The sequence below is a fragment of the Streptomyces malaysiensis subsp. samsunensis genome, assembly GCF_024519315.1.
Classification (GTDB): Bacteria; Actinomycetota; Actinomycetes; order Streptomycetales; family Streptomycetaceae; genus Streptomyces; species Streptomyces malaysiensis.
Genome location: NZ_JANIIC010000048.1, coordinates 54,674 through 72,641, shown reverse-complemented (window position 1 = coordinate 72,641; position 17,968 = coordinate 54,674). Strand labels below are relative to the sequence as shown.

Annotated in this window: 16 protein-coding genes and 1 pseudogene; 12 read left to right on the top strand and 5 right to left on the bottom strand. The window is 69.8% G+C overall.

Annotated features, from left to right (window positions below; genetic code table 11):
• Window positions 1–38 precede the first annotated feature (38 nt).
• A complete protein-coding gene (locus NQU54_RS33365; protein WP_257634288.1) occupies window positions 39–1,283 on the bottom strand; it encodes a serine/threonine-protein kinase in 1,245 nt (414 codons plus the stop codon).
• Between the two features lie 320 nt (window positions 1,284–1,603).
• Here NQU54_RS33365 and NQU54_RS33360 point away from each other — a divergent pair, with 320 nt between their 5' ends.
• The 12 genes from NQU54_RS33360 to NQU54_RS33305 all read left to right on the top strand — a co-directional run bounded on the left by NQU54_RS33360 (window position 1,604) and on the right by NQU54_RS33305 (window position 13,112).
• Window positions 1,604–2,203 (top strand): hypothetical protein, encoded by a 600-nt coding sequence (locus NQU54_RS33360; protein ID WP_257634287.1) that lies wholly within the window; start codon window positions 1,604–1,606, stop codon window positions 2,201–2,203.
• Entirely contained in the window at window positions 2,149–3,042 is an 894-nt protein-coding gene (locus tag NQU54_RS33355; RefSeq protein ID WP_257634286.1) for an ATP/GTP-binding protein, read from the top strand. Before NQU54_RS33360 ends, NQU54_RS33355 begins: the two co-directional genes overlap by 55 nt.
• 155 nt (window positions 3,043–3,197) lie before the next feature.
• The gene (locus NQU54_RS33350) at window positions 3,198–3,785 is read left to right on the top strand and encodes an SAF domain-containing protein (protein ID WP_257634285.1); all 588 of its coding nucleotides are present in this window, start codon (window positions 3,198–3,200) and stop codon (window positions 3,783–3,785) included.
• 20 nt (window positions 3,786–3,805) lie between these two features.
• Entirely contained in the window at window positions 3,806–4,690 is an 885-nt protein-coding gene (locus tag NQU54_RS33345; RefSeq protein ID WP_257634284.1) for a hypothetical protein, read from the top strand.
• Window positions 4,691–4,925: 235 nt separating this feature from the next.
• Complete coding sequence (locus NQU54_RS33340; protein WP_257634283.1) at window positions 4,926–6,287, top strand: TadA family conjugal transfer-associated ATPase; 1,362 nt, start codon at window positions 4,926–4,928, stop codon at window positions 6,285–6,287.
• Window positions 6,284–7,207, top strand: coding sequence for a type II secretion system F family protein (locus NQU54_RS33335; RefSeq protein ID WP_257634282.1), 924 nt, complete (start codon window positions 6,284–6,286; stop codon window positions 7,205–7,207). The genes NQU54_RS33340 and NQU54_RS33335 overlap by 4 nt, the downstream gene beginning before the upstream one ends.
• The gene (locus NQU54_RS33330) at window positions 7,204–8,103 is read left to right on the top strand and encodes a type II secretion system F family protein (RefSeq protein WP_257634281.1); all 900 of its coding nucleotides are present in this window, start codon (window positions 7,204–7,206) and stop codon (window positions 8,101–8,103) included. Before NQU54_RS33335 ends, NQU54_RS33330 begins: the two co-directional genes overlap by 4 nt.
• A 52-nt stretch (window positions 8,104–8,155) precedes the next feature.
• Window positions 8,156–8,362 carry a hypothetical protein gene (locus tag NQU54_RS33325; RefSeq protein ID WP_257634280.1) on the top strand — a complete coding sequence of 69 codons (207 nt, stop codon included), beginning with the start codon at window positions 8,156–8,158 and terminating at the stop codon, window positions 8,360–8,362.
• A gap of 2 nt (window positions 8,363–8,364) precedes the next feature.
• Entirely contained in the window at window positions 8,365–8,781 is a 417-nt protein-coding gene (locus NQU54_RS33320; protein WP_257634279.1) for a TadE family protein, read from the top strand.
• Window positions 8,778–9,230 carry a TadE/TadG family type IV pilus assembly protein gene (locus NQU54_RS33315; protein WP_257634278.1) on the top strand — a complete coding sequence of 151 codons (453 nt, stop codon included), beginning with the start codon at window positions 8,778–8,780 and terminating at the stop codon, window positions 9,228–9,230. Before NQU54_RS33320 ends, NQU54_RS33315 begins: the two co-directional genes overlap by 4 nt.
• 53 nt (window positions 9,231–9,283) lie before the next feature.
• Entirely contained in the window at window positions 9,284–9,670 is a 387-nt protein-coding gene (locus NQU54_RS33310; protein WP_257634277.1) for a hypothetical protein, read from the top strand.
• 4 nt (window positions 9,671–9,674) lie between these two features.
• Window positions 9,675–13,112, top strand: a complete 3,438-nt coding sequence (locus tag NQU54_RS33305) for a LysM peptidoglycan-binding domain-containing protein (protein ID WP_257634276.1) — start codon at window positions 9,675–9,677, stop codon at window positions 13,110–13,112.
• A gap of 27 nt (window positions 13,113–13,139) precedes the next feature.
• On the opposite strand, the gene NQU54_RS33300 is transcribed toward NQU54_RS33305, so the two are convergent.
• From NQU54_RS33300 to NQU54_RS33285, 4 genes and pseudogenes are all read right to left on the bottom strand, one after another.
• Window positions 13,140–13,580, bottom strand: a complete 441-nt coding sequence (locus NQU54_RS33300) for a hypothetical protein (protein ID WP_257634275.1) — start codon at window positions 13,578–13,580, stop codon at window positions 13,140–13,142.
• 1,390 nt (window positions 13,581–14,970) lie between these two features.
• Window positions 14,971–15,652, bottom strand: a pseudogene (locus NQU54_RS50285) (DUF2637 domain-containing protein); the annotation flags it as partial.
• 242 nt (window positions 15,653–15,894) lie between these two features.
• On the bottom strand, window positions 15,895–16,743 hold the full coding sequence (locus NQU54_RS33290) for a ParA family protein (RefSeq protein ID WP_257634273.1): 849 nt from the start codon (window positions 16,741–16,743) through the stop codon (window positions 15,895–15,897).
• A gap of 15 nt (window positions 16,744–16,758) precedes the next feature.
• Entirely contained in the window at window positions 16,759–17,949 is a 1,191-nt protein-coding gene (locus tag NQU54_RS33285; RefSeq protein WP_257634272.1) for a ParB/RepB/Spo0J family partition protein, read from the bottom strand.
• Between the last annotated feature and the right edge of the window lie 19 nt (window positions 17,950–17,968).

The window sequence follows — 17,968 nt, the reverse complement described above, 5'->3', positions numbered from 1 at the left end:
CCGCCGCATCCGTTGGCAGGTTCGCGTCGTCCTCCCGGTCAGATGCCGATTTTCCGCATGGGGGCGTAGCGGAGCTGGAGCCGCTTGATGTTCTTCTGGGGACCGAAGGAAACCCGCGCGACGGCGTGAGGGCCTTCGCCGTCGACTTCGATCACGGTGCCAATGCCGAAGCGGTCGTGCTGGACGACGTCGCCGGCCGCCGCAGTGTCGACGCGGGGCCCGGGCGCGCGGCCGCGTACCTGCTGGTGCTCGGCCTGGTATTCCAGGACAGCCTGGGCGCCGGTCGCGAAGGCGGGGCCGGCCGGTTCGGGCACGGTGGCCTTGACCGGCCACCCGTTGGCGTCGGCCGCCGGCGAGTCGTCGCTGGGGGGCTGCTGCGGGGGCAGGGGCACGGTGTACCGCACGGTCGGGGTGGGCTGCTCCCACCACGCGGGGGTGCGGGGCGCCGGTGCGGGCTCGGGTGCTCGAGGCGGCCCGCCGTCGATCGGGGCGGGCGGGTTGGTCAGCAGAGCCAGCAGGGCCGCGGCGGTCGGGCGTCGCCTGGGCTCCTTGTGCAGGCAGGCCGTGAGGGCGGGACGCAGCGCGTCCGGGATCGCGGTGAGGTCGGGATCGTGGTGGACCACCCGGTGCAGGAGCGCGGGGATGGTGCCGTGTCCGAACGGGCCGGTGCCGGTGGCGGCGTAGTAGAGCACGGCGCCGAGGGAGAAGATGTCGCTGGCCGGGTCGGTCCTCGCGCCGCCTGCCTGTTCCGGCGACATGTAGGCGGGGGTGCCGAGGATGCCGCCGACGGTGGTGAGGGTGGCGGCGGTGTCCTCGCGGGCGATCCCGAAGTCGATGATGCGGGGCCCGTCTTCGGTGATCAGGATGTTCGCCGGTTTGAGGTCTCGGTGGGTAAGGCCTGCGTGGTGGATGGCTGCGAGCGCTTCGGCCAGGCCGACCGCGAGCACCAGCAGGCCGGTAGCCGGGAGTGGTCCGTGGCGCCGGACGTGCTCGCCGAGATCGGGGGCGTCGAGGTACGCGGTGGCGACCCACGGGGTGGCGGCGTCCGGGTCGGCGTCGACGACGGGCGCGGTCCAGAAGCCGCTGACGCGGCGGGCGGCGTCGATCTCGCGGCGGAAACGCTCCCGGGCTCCGGGGTCGGCGGCCTGGTCGGCGCGGATCGTCTTGACCGCGACGCGGCGGCCGCCTAGTGACTGGGCGAGGTAGACGGTGCCCATACCGCCGGCGCCGAGGCGTTCCAGGACGAGGAAGGGCCCGAACCGTTCGGGGTCTTCCGTGCTCACTGCCGGATTCACTCCTTGTGGGCATGTATCGGTGGCCGGGTAGACGGCCTTTTCAAGGTACATGCCGGAGTTTGGCCTTTAGCACACGTATCGAGCGAAGGGATAGAACAATAAATCGACATCCTGTTTCGGAAGTGACCGAGTACGTCCCGAGATGTACGTGTGAACTCACGTATTCTACTGGGAAGTTGACTGGCATATGCGTAATCTTGCGGCTACGCAAACGCATAACCGCAGCTTGGATCAGGCCGCGGCTGTGGACTGCCGTACGCGGCATCTGGGGCGGCAGTCTGCCTCACCTCGTCGTACGGGGAGACCACGTGACACGAGCACTACGCCGCCCGGCGGGGCTCACCGCTGTTCGCATCCGGAAGCACGCAACCGCCGTGCTCCTCGCGGGAAGCCTGGTGGCGCTGGCCGGTTGCAGCGACAACGGCTCGGAGGCGTCGCCCTCCGACCCCAGCAAGAGCCCCAGCACGAGACCGTCCGCCTCCCCCAGTTCCACGCTTGATCCGGAGCAGGCCGCGGTCCTCACCGCCTACACCCAGTCCTGGCAGGCCCAGACCGAGGCCTACGCCAAGGCGTCCTCCGCCGGCACCGGCTTGAGGAAGACCACCACTCTGCGGGCCCTGGGTCTTATCGAGAAGGACCTGGAGACCATGCGGAAGGCCGGGCAGGTGACGACCGGGAAGCCGGTGATCCATCCCAGGGATCCCAAGGTGACCGACGGTGAGACTCCCAAGGCCACCCTCACGGACTGCGTCGACACCACGAACTGGACGCTGATCGACAAGACCACGAAGAAGAAGGTCCCGCTGCCGTCAACGCGGCTCATCAAGTACATCAGCACCGCAAAGCTCGAGAAGTGGGGGACGAAGTGGATGGTCACCGAGTTAACCGCTCAAACGCAGACCTGCTGATACGACGCTCCGCCCTGCTCGGTGCCGCTCTCGCCCTGGCCTCCGCAGGCACCGCCCAGGCCGACGACGGCCCCGATGTTGGTGCGGGCAAGTGCCAGGTCGTCAGGTTCTGTGTCGATGTCAAGGTGCCCGGCAAGACCGGCGGGGAAAAGCAGCAGACCGGCTCGCAGGACAGCGGCCGCGACAGCAAGCTGAAATGCAAGTACACCAAGATCGACCCGAAGCCGCCGGCCAACCATCCGGCCTGGAAGAGCGCCGATCCCAAGAAGAGCGACCTGTACTTCTACGGGTGCTCGGACGGCGCCTCCAACAACCCGGACGGCTTCGTCGCCGTCCCCGAGGGCCAGCCCCCTCAGCAGGCGAATCCGCAGGAGTTGGCGCAGCAAGCCGTCGACTCCATGACGCTGCTGGGCCCGGACATCAACATCAACCCCAAGCCGGGCGGCAAGGGCTTGGTGGGCATGCCTGTGTGGATGGCCGTGGACCAGTCACAGACGACGTGGGGGCCGAACACGGCGAGCGCCTCGGCCGACGGGGTAACGGTGACCGCGACGGCGAAGGTGGCGAAAGTCGTGTGGTCGATGGGGGACGGCTCCTCGGTGACCTGCACAACCCCCGGCACCGTCTACCAGAAGTCATACGGGCTGAAGAAGTCGCCGGACTGCGGTCACGTGTACACCCAGCCGTCGACCGACACGTCCGGCGGCACGTACAAGGTCACCGCGACCTCGACCTGGGTCATCAACTGGAACGGCGGCGGCGCGAACGGCCAGCTGACCGAGGTCCGCAACTCCACGGTGAACGTGACCATCGTCGAATCGCAGGCCGTCAACTCTTAAACATCGCACGAGATCGAAGGGCCCTCAGGCCGATGGACAGCACTCAGACCACCTCCTTTGCGCCGCGCAGCGACGCACAGCGGCAGCCAGACCTGCCCGTGAGTACCGGCACGAAGAAACGATCAGGCCGCACGTGGTCCTTACCCGTTCTGCTGGTGCTGGTCACGCTGATCGGCGCGCTCGGCGGCGCGGTCGTCGTGGCGCGAGCCGGGGACCGCACCGACGTCCTCGCCGTCGCACGGAATGTCCCGGTCGGCCAGCAGGTCACCGCGCAGGACGTGAAAGTCGTGTCGTTCGCCGACGATCCCGGCCTGTCCCCCATCCCTGCCGCCCAGCGGGCCTCGATCGTGGGCCAGCGCGCGGCCGTCGCCCTGCACCCCGGTGCCCTGCTCACCCGCTCGCAGCTGAGCGCGCGCGGCGGACTGGGAGACACCGAGCAGGTGGTCGGGGTCGAACTCAAGCGGGGCTACGTACCGCGCGACGAGCTGCGGCCGGGCGACAAGGTAGCCGCCGTCGTCCTTCCCGCCCAGGGAACGGACACCGGCTCCACAGGCTCCGGCTCCACAAGCAGCGAGACCCCGGACACGATCGAGGCGACGGTGAAATCGGTCGGCACCCCGGACTCCACCGGCGCCCTCGTCGTCAACCTGGTGGTGGCGCCCGCGGACGGTCCCCTGCTGGCGACCAAGGCCGCGGCCAAGCAGATCGCGCTCGTACGGCAGCCCCGGCAGAGCGGAAGCTGACCGTGGCTCTGATCGCTTTGGTGTCTGCGAAGTCGGACGGCGCGACCACCTCGGGGGCGGCCCTGGCCCTGGCCAGCCGCAGGCCGGTGCTGCTCGCCGAACTGGACATGGCCGGCGGCACGTTGCGCCACGGCCTGTTGCGCGACGTTCCGCGTGGTGAACACCACGAACGTCTGGACGGGAACATCGGACTGCATCGGCTGCCGCAGGCAGACTGGGAACGCGCCAGCGGTGAGCAGGACTTCACCCCGCAGGTCGCGCGGCACCTGTGGCCGCTCGACGACAGCGACTACCGGGTCGCGCTGCCCGGGCTGATCGATCCGAGGCAGGCCGCCTCCCTGACGTCGACCTGGCCGACGCTGCTGAACGTGCTGCAGCTGACCGACCAGCAACTGCGGTGGGACGTCCTGGTCGACGGCGGACGGATGGTACTCGAAGGGGGCCGCCTGCACCCGGTGCTCTCCCCCGCGCCTGTACTGCGTGAGGCCGACCTGGTGCTGCTGGTGGTTCGCATGACCGAGGAATCCCAGGCGCTCGCCTACCCGATGGTGCGCGCTCTCCAGGACGATCTCGCCACGCACGGGGCCGGCGCCCGGGCCCTTGGACTGCTCGTCCTCGGCGAGGGCTACCGGCCCTCCGACGTCGCCCGGGGCCTGGACGCGCCGGTGCTGGCCACCCTCCCGTGGGACGAGACCGCCGCCGCCTATCTCCGTACCGGCGGACGGATGCCGCGCGGGGTAACGCGTTCACGGCTGATGCGCGCCGCGCGCGACACCATGACGCCGCTGCGGGAACACGCCGACCGTCGGCGCCTGCATCTGCAGATGCGGCAGGTCCGGGCAGCCACCCCGGCGGTGGAACGGATCATCCAGCAGCTCTCCCAGCGGGGGGTGCGTCATGGCTGACTGGCGCACCCCGAACGGCACCAAAGGACAGAACGTGGCCACCCGGCTGGGGGGCCTGCTCTCCGAGCACGCCGCGGCCTACCCGACTACACACCCCGCACCACCGGCCGGCCTGCCGGGACCTGCCCCGGTTGCGACTCCGGTGGCGCCGGCACCTGGTCCCCCGGCCCCGGTGCCGCCGGGAACTGGGCCCGCCGACATCGGCGCGGCAACGTCCTTGCCCGGAGCGCTTCCTGTGCCTTGGGGGGAGATAACGAAGCTGCGGCAGCAGGTCGCCAACGACGTCGACCACCTCAAGAAGGACCGGCGCCAAGCCGGTTCGCCTCTGGGTGAGAAGGACCTCGAGGAAGTTGTGCGCGCCCGGGTGCGCTCCCGGGTCGCGGAGTGGGCGCAGACGTGGTCCCTGACGAACCCGCCGCTGTCGGGCGAGGAACTGGAACGGGTCCGCACCGAGGTCTTCAACCTGATCTTCCTGGCGGGTGCGCTGCAGCGGGTCCTTGACCGGCCGGGCGTGGAGGACGTCCTGGTCGACGGCGAGTGGATGTACATCGACTCCTACGGCCAGCCGCGCGAGCGGGTCCGCTCCCCGTTCTCCAGCAGGTCGCAGGCCGTCGAGTGGGTCAACCAGATGGCCGCGGCGTCCGGGCACGGGGAGCGGCTGCTGTCGTACGCCACCGGAAAGGTCGAGTTCGACCTGCCGGACGGCTCCCGTGTGGCTGCCACGCTCCTGACCGGCGACGTGACGATTGCGATCCGCCGGCACGTGGCGGAAGCGGCCACCCTCGTCGACCTGGAGAAGTGGGGCGCCGTCGACACGATCGTCGCCTCTTTCCTGTCGGCCGCGGTGAAAGCCGGCCTGTCCATCATCATCGCCGGCGACATGGCGACGGGTAAGACCACGTTGATGCGGGCCCTGGGTCGCGAAGTCCCCGCTCACGAACGGTTGGCGACGTTGGAGAGCGAGCCGGAGCTGCGGCTGAACTACGACGACCCGGACCGGCACGCTCATGTGCTGGCCTTCCGTACGCGGGAGGGCAACGGCGAGCGGGACGCCACCGGCCGGGTCACGCTCGCCGACCTGGTGCCTGTGTCCCTGCGGTACAAGGCCACCCGGGTCATGGTCGGCGAGGTCCGCGGCGATGAGGCGATAGCCATGCTGGAGGCGATGATCGCGGGCGGTGCGGGCTCGATGTGCACCCTCCATGCGAAGGACCCCGAGGCCGTGGTCGACCGGCTGATGGTGCCGCTGGCCCGGGCCGGGCTCAGCGATCAGGCCTCCTACCGGCTCATCGCGGCCGCCGTCGACCTCATCGTGTACGTGGACGCGATCGACGAGACCGACCAGGGCGGCCAGGTGCACCGGTTCGTCTCGCACGTGTGGGAGACGGCCGGGCGCAGCGAAGGCGGCGGGGTGGCATTGTCGCAGCTCTTCGCGCCCCGCGAGGACAGCGGCGAGGTGCGCGCCATGCCCACCCGTACGCCGATGAACGAGCGCCGGTTGCGCAAGCTGGAACGCAAGGGCTTCCACCGGCGCTGGCTGATCGACTACCCGAATGGGCAGTGGCGGCCGCTGCGCCGGGCGGGAGGTGCCGCGTGACCCAGTCGTACCTGTCCGCGCTCGGCATGCTCGCCGGCGCGGTGGTGGCCCTGAGCCTGACCGGAGTCGTTGCCGCACTGCGCGGTTGGCGGCCGGCCGTGCGGGGCTTGCGGCCCGGTCGTGTTCGGGGCCGGCTGGTGCGGGCGGTGGAGGAACTGCCGCCCGGCTGGCGGGACAACTACCGGCTGCTGCTGGCCGGGGCCGCGGGCGCGGGAGCGCTGATGTGGGCGGTCACCGGGTGGCCGGTGCACGGGCTGCTCGCGTTCGCGACGGTGGCCGGGCTGCCGTTCGTGCTCTACCCGGGCGGTTCCGGCCGTACGGAGGTGGCCCGGCTGGAGGCCATCGCGGAGTGGCTGCAGCAGCTCGCCAGCGTGCGCGCGGGCGGCAAGCCCTTGGAGTCCACGATCGTGGAACTGGACACGGTTCCGGCGCTGTTGGAGCGGCCGGTGGGCCGGCTGGCCGACCGGCTGAGCTCCGGGATGCCCGCGCGGCGGGCCTACCGAGGGCTGGCCGACGACCTCGCCAGTCGCATCGGCGACGACCTCTCCCAACTGTTCATGGACCACGTCACCAGCCGCGGTCCCGGCCTGGCGCGCGCGCTGTCGGCGCAGGCCGCTCTGGTCGCCCGGCAGGCCGCTGATCTGCGGGACATCGACGCCGAGCGCGCCAAGGCCCGCTCCGAAGCCCGAAGGGTGTCCCTGTTCGCGATCGCCGTGGTCGCCGTGATCCTCGTCAACGGCAGCTACTCCGAACCGTTCGCGACCCCGATCGGCCAGCTCGGACTGCTGGTGCTGGGCGTGCTGTTCGTCGCGTCGCTGCTGTGGCTGCGCAAGATGGCTGTGATGGAGGAGGAGCCGCGCACCCTACTCACCGCCGAGGAACGCGCGAAGGAGCAGGCCAAGGAGAGTGAGTCGGCATGAGTCTGTCCGTCCCCGGAATACTGCTGGGCGGGCTGACCGCGCTCGGCGGCACCCTCGCGGTACGCAGCCTGCTGCCCCAGCGGACCCCGCTCGATCAGGTCCTGCGCCGCACCCACGCCCCCGCCCCGCGCACCCCGTCCACCAGGGCGGCGGCGAAGGGATCCGCGCAGTGGGCGGACCGGGTCGGTGCCCGGCTGATGGAGACCGACGCGTTCGTGACCCGGCTGCCCGCCCGGGACCTGAACCTGCTGGAGATGGCGCCCGCCTCGCTGCTGGGCCGCTGCGCCCTGTATGCGCTGGGCGGGTTCCTCATCCCGCAATGGATCATGTTCCTGCTGCGGTTGGGTGGGCTGTCGTTGCCGTTCGTCGTCCCGGCGGCTGCCGGGGTGGGCGTCGCGCTGTTCATGGTGTTCAAATGCCTGGACGACGTCCGCGACAAGGCCACCGACGCCCGCCTTGAGTACCGCTACTACATCGCCTCGGTCCTGGAGCGCGTCGCCCTGGCCCGCAACTCCGACGCCGGCGCGGCCGAGGCCCTCGCCCGGGCCGTGGTGTCGGGGGACGGACGCGCCGCGGTCCGGATCCGGGACACCGTCGAACACGCCCGCCTGGCCGGGGTCAGCCCCTGGGATGCGCTGGGAGGGCTCGGCACCGAGCTCGGCGTGCCCGACATCGCCCGCCTGTCCGCCAGCCTGTCCCTCGCGGGCGAGGAACAGGCGGCCGTCTACGACCAGTTGGAGGCCCAGGCCGAAGTCGTCCGGCGGGGCCTGCTGTCGGACCGCAAGGAGAAGGCGAACGTGGCCACCGAGAAGATGCACGTGCCGTCACTGGCGATCGTCTTCTTGATGGCCGTCTTCCTTCTAGCACCGGCCCTCGTCCGCATCCTGTCGTTCTAACCCGCCCGCACGGTGCCATCGAGTGAGCGCCGTGAACTTCTGGAGGAAAGTCATGAACACCGTACGAAGCCGCTTCTCCCTCGTGTTGGGCGCACTGCGCCGGCACGGCGCCATGATCCGCGCTCATGCGAAGGACCGTGGCGCCACGGCGATGGAGTGGGGTCTGATCCTGGTCGCCGGGGGCACGATGGTCGGCGTCGTGTACGCCGCGGCCAACACCACGGTCGGTGAGAAAGTCCAGCAGATTCTGGGATTTTGAGCATGCCTGCGACACGCATACGCCCGTGGCGGCACCTGGCCGGCAGACCGTGGTGGCGGGAGGACCGCGGCGCCACTGCTCTGGACATGTCGATGGTCGTCCCGCTCGCGTTCCTGTTGGTGTTCACCCTGATTCAAGGCGGCATCTGGTTCCATGGCCGGTCGGTGGCGCACCATGCTGCCCAGCAGGCCGTGGACGCGCAGCGGGCCTACGACGCCGCACCGGGCGCGGGAGAGGCGGCTGCCGGCGAGTTCCTCGCCCGCATGGGCGGCTCGTTGCACGGCGCGGCCGTCCGGGTCAGCGACGACGGCGAGACCGTCACCGTCTCAGTAGAAGGCAACGTGATCAATCTGGTGCCGGGGTGGAGCGGGCACGTCAGCCAGAGCGTCCAGGCCCCCGTCGAAAAATTCCGTCCATGAGGCGCCGACTGTGGCCCGGCCGCCTGGAGCGTGACCGTGGCAGCGCCGCCTTGAGCCTGGCCATCTTCGTGCCGGTGGCGCTGGCGCTGATCGGCTTGACGATCGCCTGCGGGCGGGTGGCTTTGGCGGAGGGCGCCGCCGACGCGGCCGCGCGGGATGCCGCGCGCACCGCCTCGCTGGCGAGCGACCCGGCCTCCGGTGAGGCTGACGCCCGCCAGGCCGCGCAGACTTCTTTGTCCAACTCCGGGATCCACTGCGCCGGAATCAGCGTCGAGTTGGACACCAGCGGGCTGTCCGCTCCGGTTGGGCAGGCCGCCAGTGTGACGGCCACCGTGTCGTGTATCGCGCCGCTGAGCGAGCTTGCGCTGCCCGGCGTCGGCGGGTCCAAGATGCTGACCAGCACCAAGACGTCGGTCGTGGATACGTGGGCGACTCGGGGCGGCTCATGACCAGGTGGCGTCGACTGCTTCGTATCCCTTCCGGCTGCCGGGACCGGGGCGGCATGGAACTGTTCTACGCGGGCACCGTGCTGATCGCGTTCCTCATCATCGGCCTGGTCATCGATGGCGGGCTGGCCCTGGACCGGATGTCGGATGCCGACTACGTCGCGCAGGAGGCCGCGCGGGCCGGCGCCCAGCAGATCGATGCGGGCCAGGCCATCACCGGCGAGGCGATCGTGGTCGACCCGGACGCCGCCCAAGCCGCCGCCCGCGCCTTCCTCAGCAGCGAGGGCGTCGACGGCGACGTCGCCATCGCCGGGGACGGGCAGAGCCTCACGGTTACCGTGCGGGACACCTACCACCCCTACTTCGCGTCCCTGATCGGCGTCAGTGAGATGTCCGTGACGGGACACGGCACTGCCACGTTGCTTCACCAGCCCGGAGGCTGACCCGATGCCCCACTCCCCCACGCCCGTGCGCCGCCAGGACCGCTCTTGGCCACGGGCGGTCGTGCGCGGCCTGTTCGCGCTCGCCTCGCTGGCCGCTCTGGTCGTCGGCGTGCCTGCGCTGCTGCTCGCCCTCGGCACGCTTCCCGCGACGGTGCCGACGCTGGACGAGGCACGCGAGGTGCTGCTGAGCCCGGACGATGACGGCTCGGGGCTGCTGACCACGATGACCGTGGCGGCGTGGATCGCGTGGCTGTGGCTCGTGGTCCCCGTCCTGATCGAGATCGTCGCTGTCCTGGCGCGGCGTACGACCCCGCGGCTTCCGGGCATGGCGACCGGTCAGCGTCTGGCCGGGTTCCTGCTGGGCAGCATCGTGCTGGCCTCGCCCGCGGCCGCGGCCAGTGCCGCCACCCCGGCGGTCGCCGCCACCGCGCCTCACGCGCTGTCGACCGGCCAGGCGCCGGGCAGCCAGCAGAGCACCCCTGTCCCGGCCGCGGCTGCGGAGAAGTCGGCACCGTCCGGGACCGTCCGGGAGTACACCGTGGGGGCGGAGGACACCACCTGGTGGGAACTGGCTGAGCAGTTGCTGGGAGACGGCACTCGTTACACCGAACTGCAGCGCCTCAACCCGGAAGTGCCCACCACTGCCACCGTGGTTCCGCAGGGCACGACCCTGTACGTGCCCGGCCACGCCGAGGTCCACAGTGAGGCAGCCGACTCCGGCATCCGTACTCAGCTCGCGTCCAGCACACGCGACGCATCCGACGCGGGTGGCGGCGGGGACGTGGTCACCGTGGAGGCCGGCGATTCCCTCTCACAGATCGCGGCCGAGGAACTCCACGACGGCGACAAGTGGCCGCAGTTGTTCGAGGCCAGCCGGGGCACGGCGCAGCCTGACGGCCTGCCGGAGATCACAGACCCGAACAGGATCTTCCCGGGGCAGCAGGTCACCATGCCCAAGGCGGTATCCGAGCGACCCGAGCATCCCCGAGAGGACACAGAGAACGGCTCCGGGTCCGAGCGCTCCACTCCCCCGGCTCAGGACGACACCGCACAGGAACCGGGTGCCGACGCGGGAGTTGGCGGGTCGACGTCCCCCAGCCAGTCCGCCACCTCGGAAGCGGAAACCCCTGCTCCCAGCGAGTCGAATCGTCCGGCCGAGCAGCCCGGGCGGGGCCAGGATGCCGCGCCCACCGGGCCTTCGGCTGGCAACAGCGAGCCGTCGGCACCCGCATCGGGCGAGCCGTCGGCATCGGGCACGCCCACGGCGCCGGCGTCCGAGGCGCCCGCCTCGTCACCCGCGGGTCAGGTGCAGCTGCGGATGGTTCTGGGCGCCGGTGCGCTGCTGGCAGCCGGCATCACGGGTGCGCTCGCCACGCGCCGCATGTTGCAGCGGCGTCGCCGCAAGCCAGGTGAGACGATCGCGATCGCGTCGGAGACCTCGTCTGCCGAGGCGCAGTTGGCGGCCGCCGCCGAGCCCGGTGGGTCAGCCCGTCTGGATGTGGCCCTGCGGACAATGGCCCACCAGCTGGAGGACGAAGCCGGCCTGCCCGGTCTGCGGGCCGCCCGGATCGGGGCCCGCTCTTTGGAGGTGCTGCCCGAGGAGCTCGGGTTGGAGCCGCCGGTGCCGTTCACGGCGGGGCGCGCTGGTTGGTGGGTGCTGCCGGGGGACGCCGAGCTCCTGGACGACGAGGCCGCCCGTGAGGTGCCGGCACCGTATCCGGGGCTGGTGACCCTGGGAAGCACCGAGGACGGTGGTCTGCTGCTGGTGAACTTGGCCCAGGTGCCCGCGCTGTTGCTCGACGGCGATCCGACGCGCATCGCAGAAGTGTGCACGTCGCTCGCGGTGGAGATCGGGATGAGCCCGTGGGGCGGGGTGGTCGAGGTCGTCGCCGTCGGGTTCGGTGAGGACCTGCCTCGGCTGCTGCCGACCTCTCGGATCATGCACATGCGGGAGGCCGTGCACGCGCTGCGGGATCTCTCCGAGCGTCTGCTGGAGGTGCACCAGATGCCGGAGACCAGTCACCATCCCTATCTGCTGCTGTGCGCCGCCTCTCTGGACGGGGACACGGCGTGGCAGTTCGCCGACGTCATCGACAAGGCCCGGATTCCGGTCACGCTGGTCGCTCCGGCGGCCGCGGCCGCCGCGCACCTTCCCGATGCCGAGATCCTCAACGCCGAGCTCGACGAGCCGCAGCAACTCGACTACGCCGACACCGAGATCACCGTGCAGCGTCTGGAGCGCGCCGCGTACCAGCAGATCGCCACGGCACTCGCCGTGTCCGGGCAGCCCGCCGCACCGGCCGAGGGGCCGTGGGAGGAGGTTCCAGACGAGCCCGAACCCGAGATGACCTCCCCGCCGGCCGTGACGGAGCCCGATGACCACGCCACCGGCGCCGACACGTTCGCCCCCGACGCCTCCTCCGGCGCACCGGTCGCGCCGACGTCGGTACGCACCAGCGGCAACAGCGACGGCGACGTGTTCCCGGCCTTGCTGGCCGCCTCCGCGGACCCGGCCGGGCTCCGCCTCCTGCCCGCCGCACCGCCGCCCCACGAGCACGACGAACACGACGAACACGACGAGGACCAGGCGCTCGCCGCCGACCCCGTGGCTAAGGCGCCGGCGGAGGCCGACGTCCCGCTCCCGGAGCCGGAGAACGGCGGGGATGCAGAGGAGTCGGAGGCGCACGACCTCCATGCCCCGGAGATCCGCGTCCTGGGCCCGGTCGAGGTGGACGGCGTGGCCGCTTCAGGACACGGCCCGCGGATCGCGCAGCTCGCCAGTCTGCTCTACTTCCGGCCTGGTCGCTCCGCCGATGCGCTGTGCACGGACATGGACCCGCTCGCCCCGTGGAGTGCGAGCACCCTCAACGCCCGGCTGCGCGGCCTGCGCAGCGCCCTGGGCAATGACCCGGCCGGCAACGCGTACGTTCCGCGCCGCCGCACCGGCGAGGACCCGTACCGCCTCTCCCCCGCGGTGCGGTGCGACTGGACGAGGTTCCTCCAGCTCGCCGAGCGTGCGCTGCCGCAGGGACCGGCAGGGCTGCCAGATCTGGAGAAGGCTCTCGGGCTGGTGCGGGGAAGGCCGTTCGGTTCGAGGCCACTGCCCTGGGCGGGACCCTTCCAGCAAGAGATGATCACGAGGATCGTCGACGTCGCCCACACGGTGGCCACGCACCGCACTCCAACGGGCCCGCACCATGACCTCACCGCGGCCCGGCAGGCCATTGTGACCGGCCTCGACGCTGATAACAGCGCCGAGCTCCTCTACAGGGACTGGATGCGGATCGAGCATGCTGCCGGGAACCGCTCCGGCCTGCACACTGCGATCACCCAGGTCCAACAGGTCAACAGGTCACTGGACTGCGATCTTGAGATGGAGACGGAACAGCTGATCAGTGATCTTCTCCACGGGACGGGCTCGGCGCTGCGCAAGGCCCTGTAGCCGGGTGCGCAGGCTGCGCAGTGCGCTCTACCGGTGGGCGGCGACGTCCCGGGCAGCGTAGGCGAGCAGTTCACGCATGGCCGCCTCGTTCGACGCGGGCGGCCGTGTCTTCCAGGCCTCCCGCGTCTCCCGAACGGTCTGCGCAACCGCGTGCACGTGCGCGGCAAGATCGTCGCCCAGCGCGCTCGTGTCCCCGTCCTGCGTGCGGCCGGTGACGACGACGGGTCCGTGGAACGAGTACAGGGGCATGCCGCGCCAGGCGCTCGCCAGTGCCCAGGCGGTGAGGTTGCTGTCGAGGCCGATCCGTTGCCCGTCGCCGTGTACGTGCACCAGGGCCTCTCGGTGGTAAAGGCCTTGATCGACTGCCCCCGCCGACCCGACATGGTCACGGATCGCCGAGCGCGCGCCGGACTCCGGGAGGTCGAGTTCGGTGACAATGCCAGCGGGGGTGATGAGCAGGGCTCGCATGGATCCTCCCGAGTTCGAGGGTGAAGGCGTGCTCACTGCGCAGAGTCGAATCCGCAGCGTGCCGTTGGCCCGGGCTGCGCAATGATCAAAAAGCTGCGCAATGCCGGGCTGACCAGGGATTTCTTCCGATCGCGCAGCCTGCGGCGGCGCGAAGGATCGGCCACTGCGCAGGGGACGCACAACGAGCAGTCTCACGGTTGTGCTTGCGCATGGTGGTGCGTGAGGGACTGCCAGCGCCGTTCGAAGTCCTCGGCCTGTTCGGCGATGTAGGCGGTGGTGATGGGCTTGTTGTGCTGCGCAGTGATCCCCTGGGTTGCGCACTCCTGCGCAATGGCGTCAAGCGACGGAGTGTCGCTGCGCACTCGCTGCTCGGCCCAGAGGTTGTAGATCCGGAACGGCAGGAGGTAGCGGCGCAGGTTGGAGGGACTGACCGGCTTTCCCCCGCGGCCCTTCATGCCCTTCTCTTGCGCGAGGAAGGCCGACAGTTGCTCGGCCTCCTGCGTCGAGGACCGGAGTTCATCGCCGCGCTGCGTCTGGACCTCCGACCACGCCAGGTAGTACCGGTCGACGGTGGTGAGTTCAGCAGCCGCAGCAGCCGGCTCTTCCTCCTCATCGGGCGGCGGGGTGTCGATGGGGGCATTCACGCGGGGCCCGCGCTGGTCCTTGGCCGGCTGCGCGCCCACGCCAGCGGGCGCCGCCTCGGATTCCTCTTCACGCGGCAGAGGTGCTTCGGCCTGGTCCTCGTCGGGCTCGTTGGTCTCCTGACCGGCGGGCTGGTCCTCTTCGTCGAACTCGCGCTGCTGGAAGACATTGACGAAGGCCTTCAGGTCTTCGCCTGTGATGGGACCGCCACCCGGGCCGGTGGTGTTGTCACGCTCGAAGACGTACGTGGCGAGCGCGGCCGCGTCGGGGTATGCGCCGTGCTCCTGCGCGTAGGAGAGCCAGGAGTTGTAGAAGTAGTCGTTCCAGGACAGTTCGTCGTCCGTCTGCTGCTGTTCGGCAGCGGGTTCGGACGAGGGACCGTAGCGCTGTTTGAGGACCTGGAGCAGAGGCCGCAGCTGTTCGTCGGTGAGCACGCCGCCGGCCGCGGTGGTGATGCCGTGTACCTGAAGCCAGTACGCGAACTGGGCGGTAGTGGGCTCGGTCTGGAAGTTCGCGAGCCATGCCTGGTAGGCCTCGGCGAAGCCCTCGGCTGCATCTTCGTCCGTCTGCTCTGTCTCGGGTGACGGTTCCGGTTCAGCAGGCGAGGTCTGTGTCTCGGGTTGTCCTGCATCAGTGCGCAGTTGGCCCGGCTCTTCTTGTGGGTCGGCTGCGGCCTCGAGCGCGGGATCCTCCGTGTGGTTGGGAGCGAGTGCCCGTTCGGCGATGAAGGTGAACTCGATCGGCAACTCGTCGATGCCGGCGGCTGCGAGGCCGGCGGGTGCGGTCTCGGCGAGCGGGACGCCGTACCGGGCGAGGCGCAGCGGCATGAGGGCTTCGACCGGGGCCTTGCGTCGCCATGCGCGGCCGAACCGGGCGCGGAGGCTGGTCTGGTAGACCAGGCGCTCTTGTTCGAGCCGGATAACCTCGTCGTAACTGCGCAGCTCCCACAGCTTCATCCGGCGCCACAGCCGGAAGGTGGGCACCGGCGCGAGCAGCCAGCGGGCGATGCGGACCGACTCCATGTGCCGGTCGGCGGTGATGTCGGCGATCCGGCCGACCGCGTGCCGCGCGGCCTCGACGGCGACCACGAACAGCACTGGGATCACAGCGTGCATCGCGACGCCGAGCGGATCGCCCCAACTTGCTGCGCCGTTGAAGGCGATTGTGGCCGCTGTAAGGAGCCAGGCCGTCTGCCGCAACAGGGGGAACGGGATACGGATCCACGTCAGGAGCAGGTCCAGAGCCAGCAGTACGCAGATGCCTGCGTCGATGCCGATCGGGAACACGCTGCTGAAGTTCCCGAAGCCCTTTTTGATGGCCAGCTCGCGGACGGCCGCGTACGAGCCCGCGAAGCCGATGCCTGCGATGACGAGGGCACCGAACACGACGACGCCGATGAGGACCCGATGCGTTTGGGTCAGCTGGGGTATCTCGCCCTTCCCCGCAGCCACGTACCACTCCCCTGTTCGTACCTCACTAATGAGCAGCTCTCACACTCCCACGAGGTGTGGCGGGTTGGAGGGTCGCGGAGGCGTCTGTTGCGGATCGTCAGCGAAAAGTGATCGCTTGGCCGCTCCTGTCGGCGGCCCCTGCTGCTTCTTTACGCCGTAAAGAGGCGACCCCCGGCGCGGGGGCTCCGGGGGTCGGGGGTGATCTTTACGGCGTAAGGAGGTCATCGGTACAGATTCATCTGCCGACCGATCTTCGCGTAGGCCTTGGCGGCCCGGCAGTTCGGGTTGAAGAGCGTCACGGGCAGGCCTGCCGTGTAGGCCTCGGGGACCTTGACGTCGTCGCTGACCGTCTCCAGGACGATGTCTCCGTAGGCCTCCCGGAGCTGGTTCTCCATGTCCTTGTAGACCTTGCCCTGTGAGTTGTGCTCGACGCCTTCGGTGATGACCACCCAGTCGATGCCGGTGGGCATGCCTGTGTGGCCGTACGCCCTCGCCACCTCGGCGATCTTGTCCTCAAGTTCGGTGAGGCCGCGTGCTTCCTTCTCCTGGGACTTGGTGCAGCCGACGACTTCGTCTCCGGCGATGATCGCTCCTATCGTCGCGAGCTTCACGTCGCCGGGGCAGTCGAAGACGATGAGATCGAAGCGCCCTCGCAGTTCACCGATGAGGTGGAACATCCACATTTCTCTCGCGGTCTCGCCCGCGAGCTTGAAGTCCAGGTGTTCGAGCTTCTTCGACTCGAGTACGACCCACAGATTCGGGATGACCTCTTTGGTCTTGCTGTCCAGGGCTGGCACGACTGCTTCGGCGAGGGAGCAGATCTTGTCCACCACGTCGTACAGGGTGGGCAGGTCTTCGTCTCCGTCCGGGTCGTCGTACCCGAGCAGGCGGGAGATGTCCCGCTGCTTGTCGAAGCCGATGACGCAGACCTTCTTCTTTTTCTTGGCTGCGGCGTAGGCGAGAGCGGCGGCTGTGGTTGATTTCCCGGACCCGGCGGAGCCGTTAGTGCACACGAGGACGCGGGTTTTGCGTCCGGTGTCCTCCGGGAGGGGTTGAGCGTCTGTGGTCACGAAGAGTCTCCGTAGTTACGCGGTGAGGGCGGACTCGGCGTCGTCGGCTTGCTCGTAGTCGGTGTGCGTGCCCAGCCAGTCCAGGTAGGCGCTGGCATGTGCAGCGTCGTTGCCGCCGTTGCGCACCATGTGGATTTCGCAGTGCGCGAGCGAGAGCGCGAGTGCGGCCCTCGCCTGTCGGCCCTTGCCCTCATCGCCGGGCAGCGACGGAAGGCTCAGAGCTGAGGCACCGATGCCGGCTTCGCCCAGCCACTGAGATGCGAGCGCAACAGCTTCATCCGGGTCGGTTGAGGCCTGCAGGGCGATGATGTGGAGCCGGGATGCATCCTCAGTGAAATCCAAGACGGTCGCCAGGCACGCTTCTCGCCGCGCCTTGGTGGCCTCGTCCAGTTCGTCACCACCGGCGCCGCCCTGCTTGGGGACCGGCTTCTTCGCGGCCTTCTTGCTGGCGCCGCCCTGCTTCCGGCCCTTGTCTGGCTTGGGCTCAGCATCACGAGCGGCCGCCAGGGCCCTCTCTTGCTCCCAGGCAGCGAGCTGCTCGTCGCGGTCCTTGATCGTGCCAAGGTCTCGGGCCAGCTCGATCGTCATACCGGGGATGCGTTCCTCAAGGGCCTGGCGGACCTCAGGCTGCAGGTTGTGCAGACGTCGACGCTGGGAGACCCATCCGCCGGACTTCCCGAGGACCTTGGCGACCGCTTCGTAGGTCCCGAATTCCTTCTTGAGTTCCTCAATGGTCGCGAGCTCCTCGAACGGCTTGAGCTCCTCGCGCGAGAGGTTCTCAGTGGCGGCCGCGACCAGAATGTTCTTGCGTGTCGTGGCCTTCCTGTTCACCAGGACGGGCAGCTTCTCCAGGCCCGCGAGCCGGGCCGCCGCAAGGCGTCGGTTGCCGCCGATGACCACGAAGCGGGCGTCGCCGATCTCGTCCGCGTTCTCCGGAAAGGCCGCCTTGAAAACCTCGGCCGGGATCGCGGCGACCGGTTGGAGCAGGCCGACGGACTCGTAGGTGCTGGCGAGCCCTTCGAGTCCCTCAAGCTGCTCGCGAGCGTTGCGGGGATTGTTGGCGAGTTCTTCGATCGCCACCTCGAAGCCGCTGCCTGCAGCCCTCTGCTCGGCTTCAGCGCGCTGGCGCCCTTGCTCAGCACGTCGCTCCGCTTCCCGCTGGGCCCGTCGTTCCGCCACGGACAGGCTGTTCTGCGCCCCGGCCATTCACGCTCCTGAGGGTGGT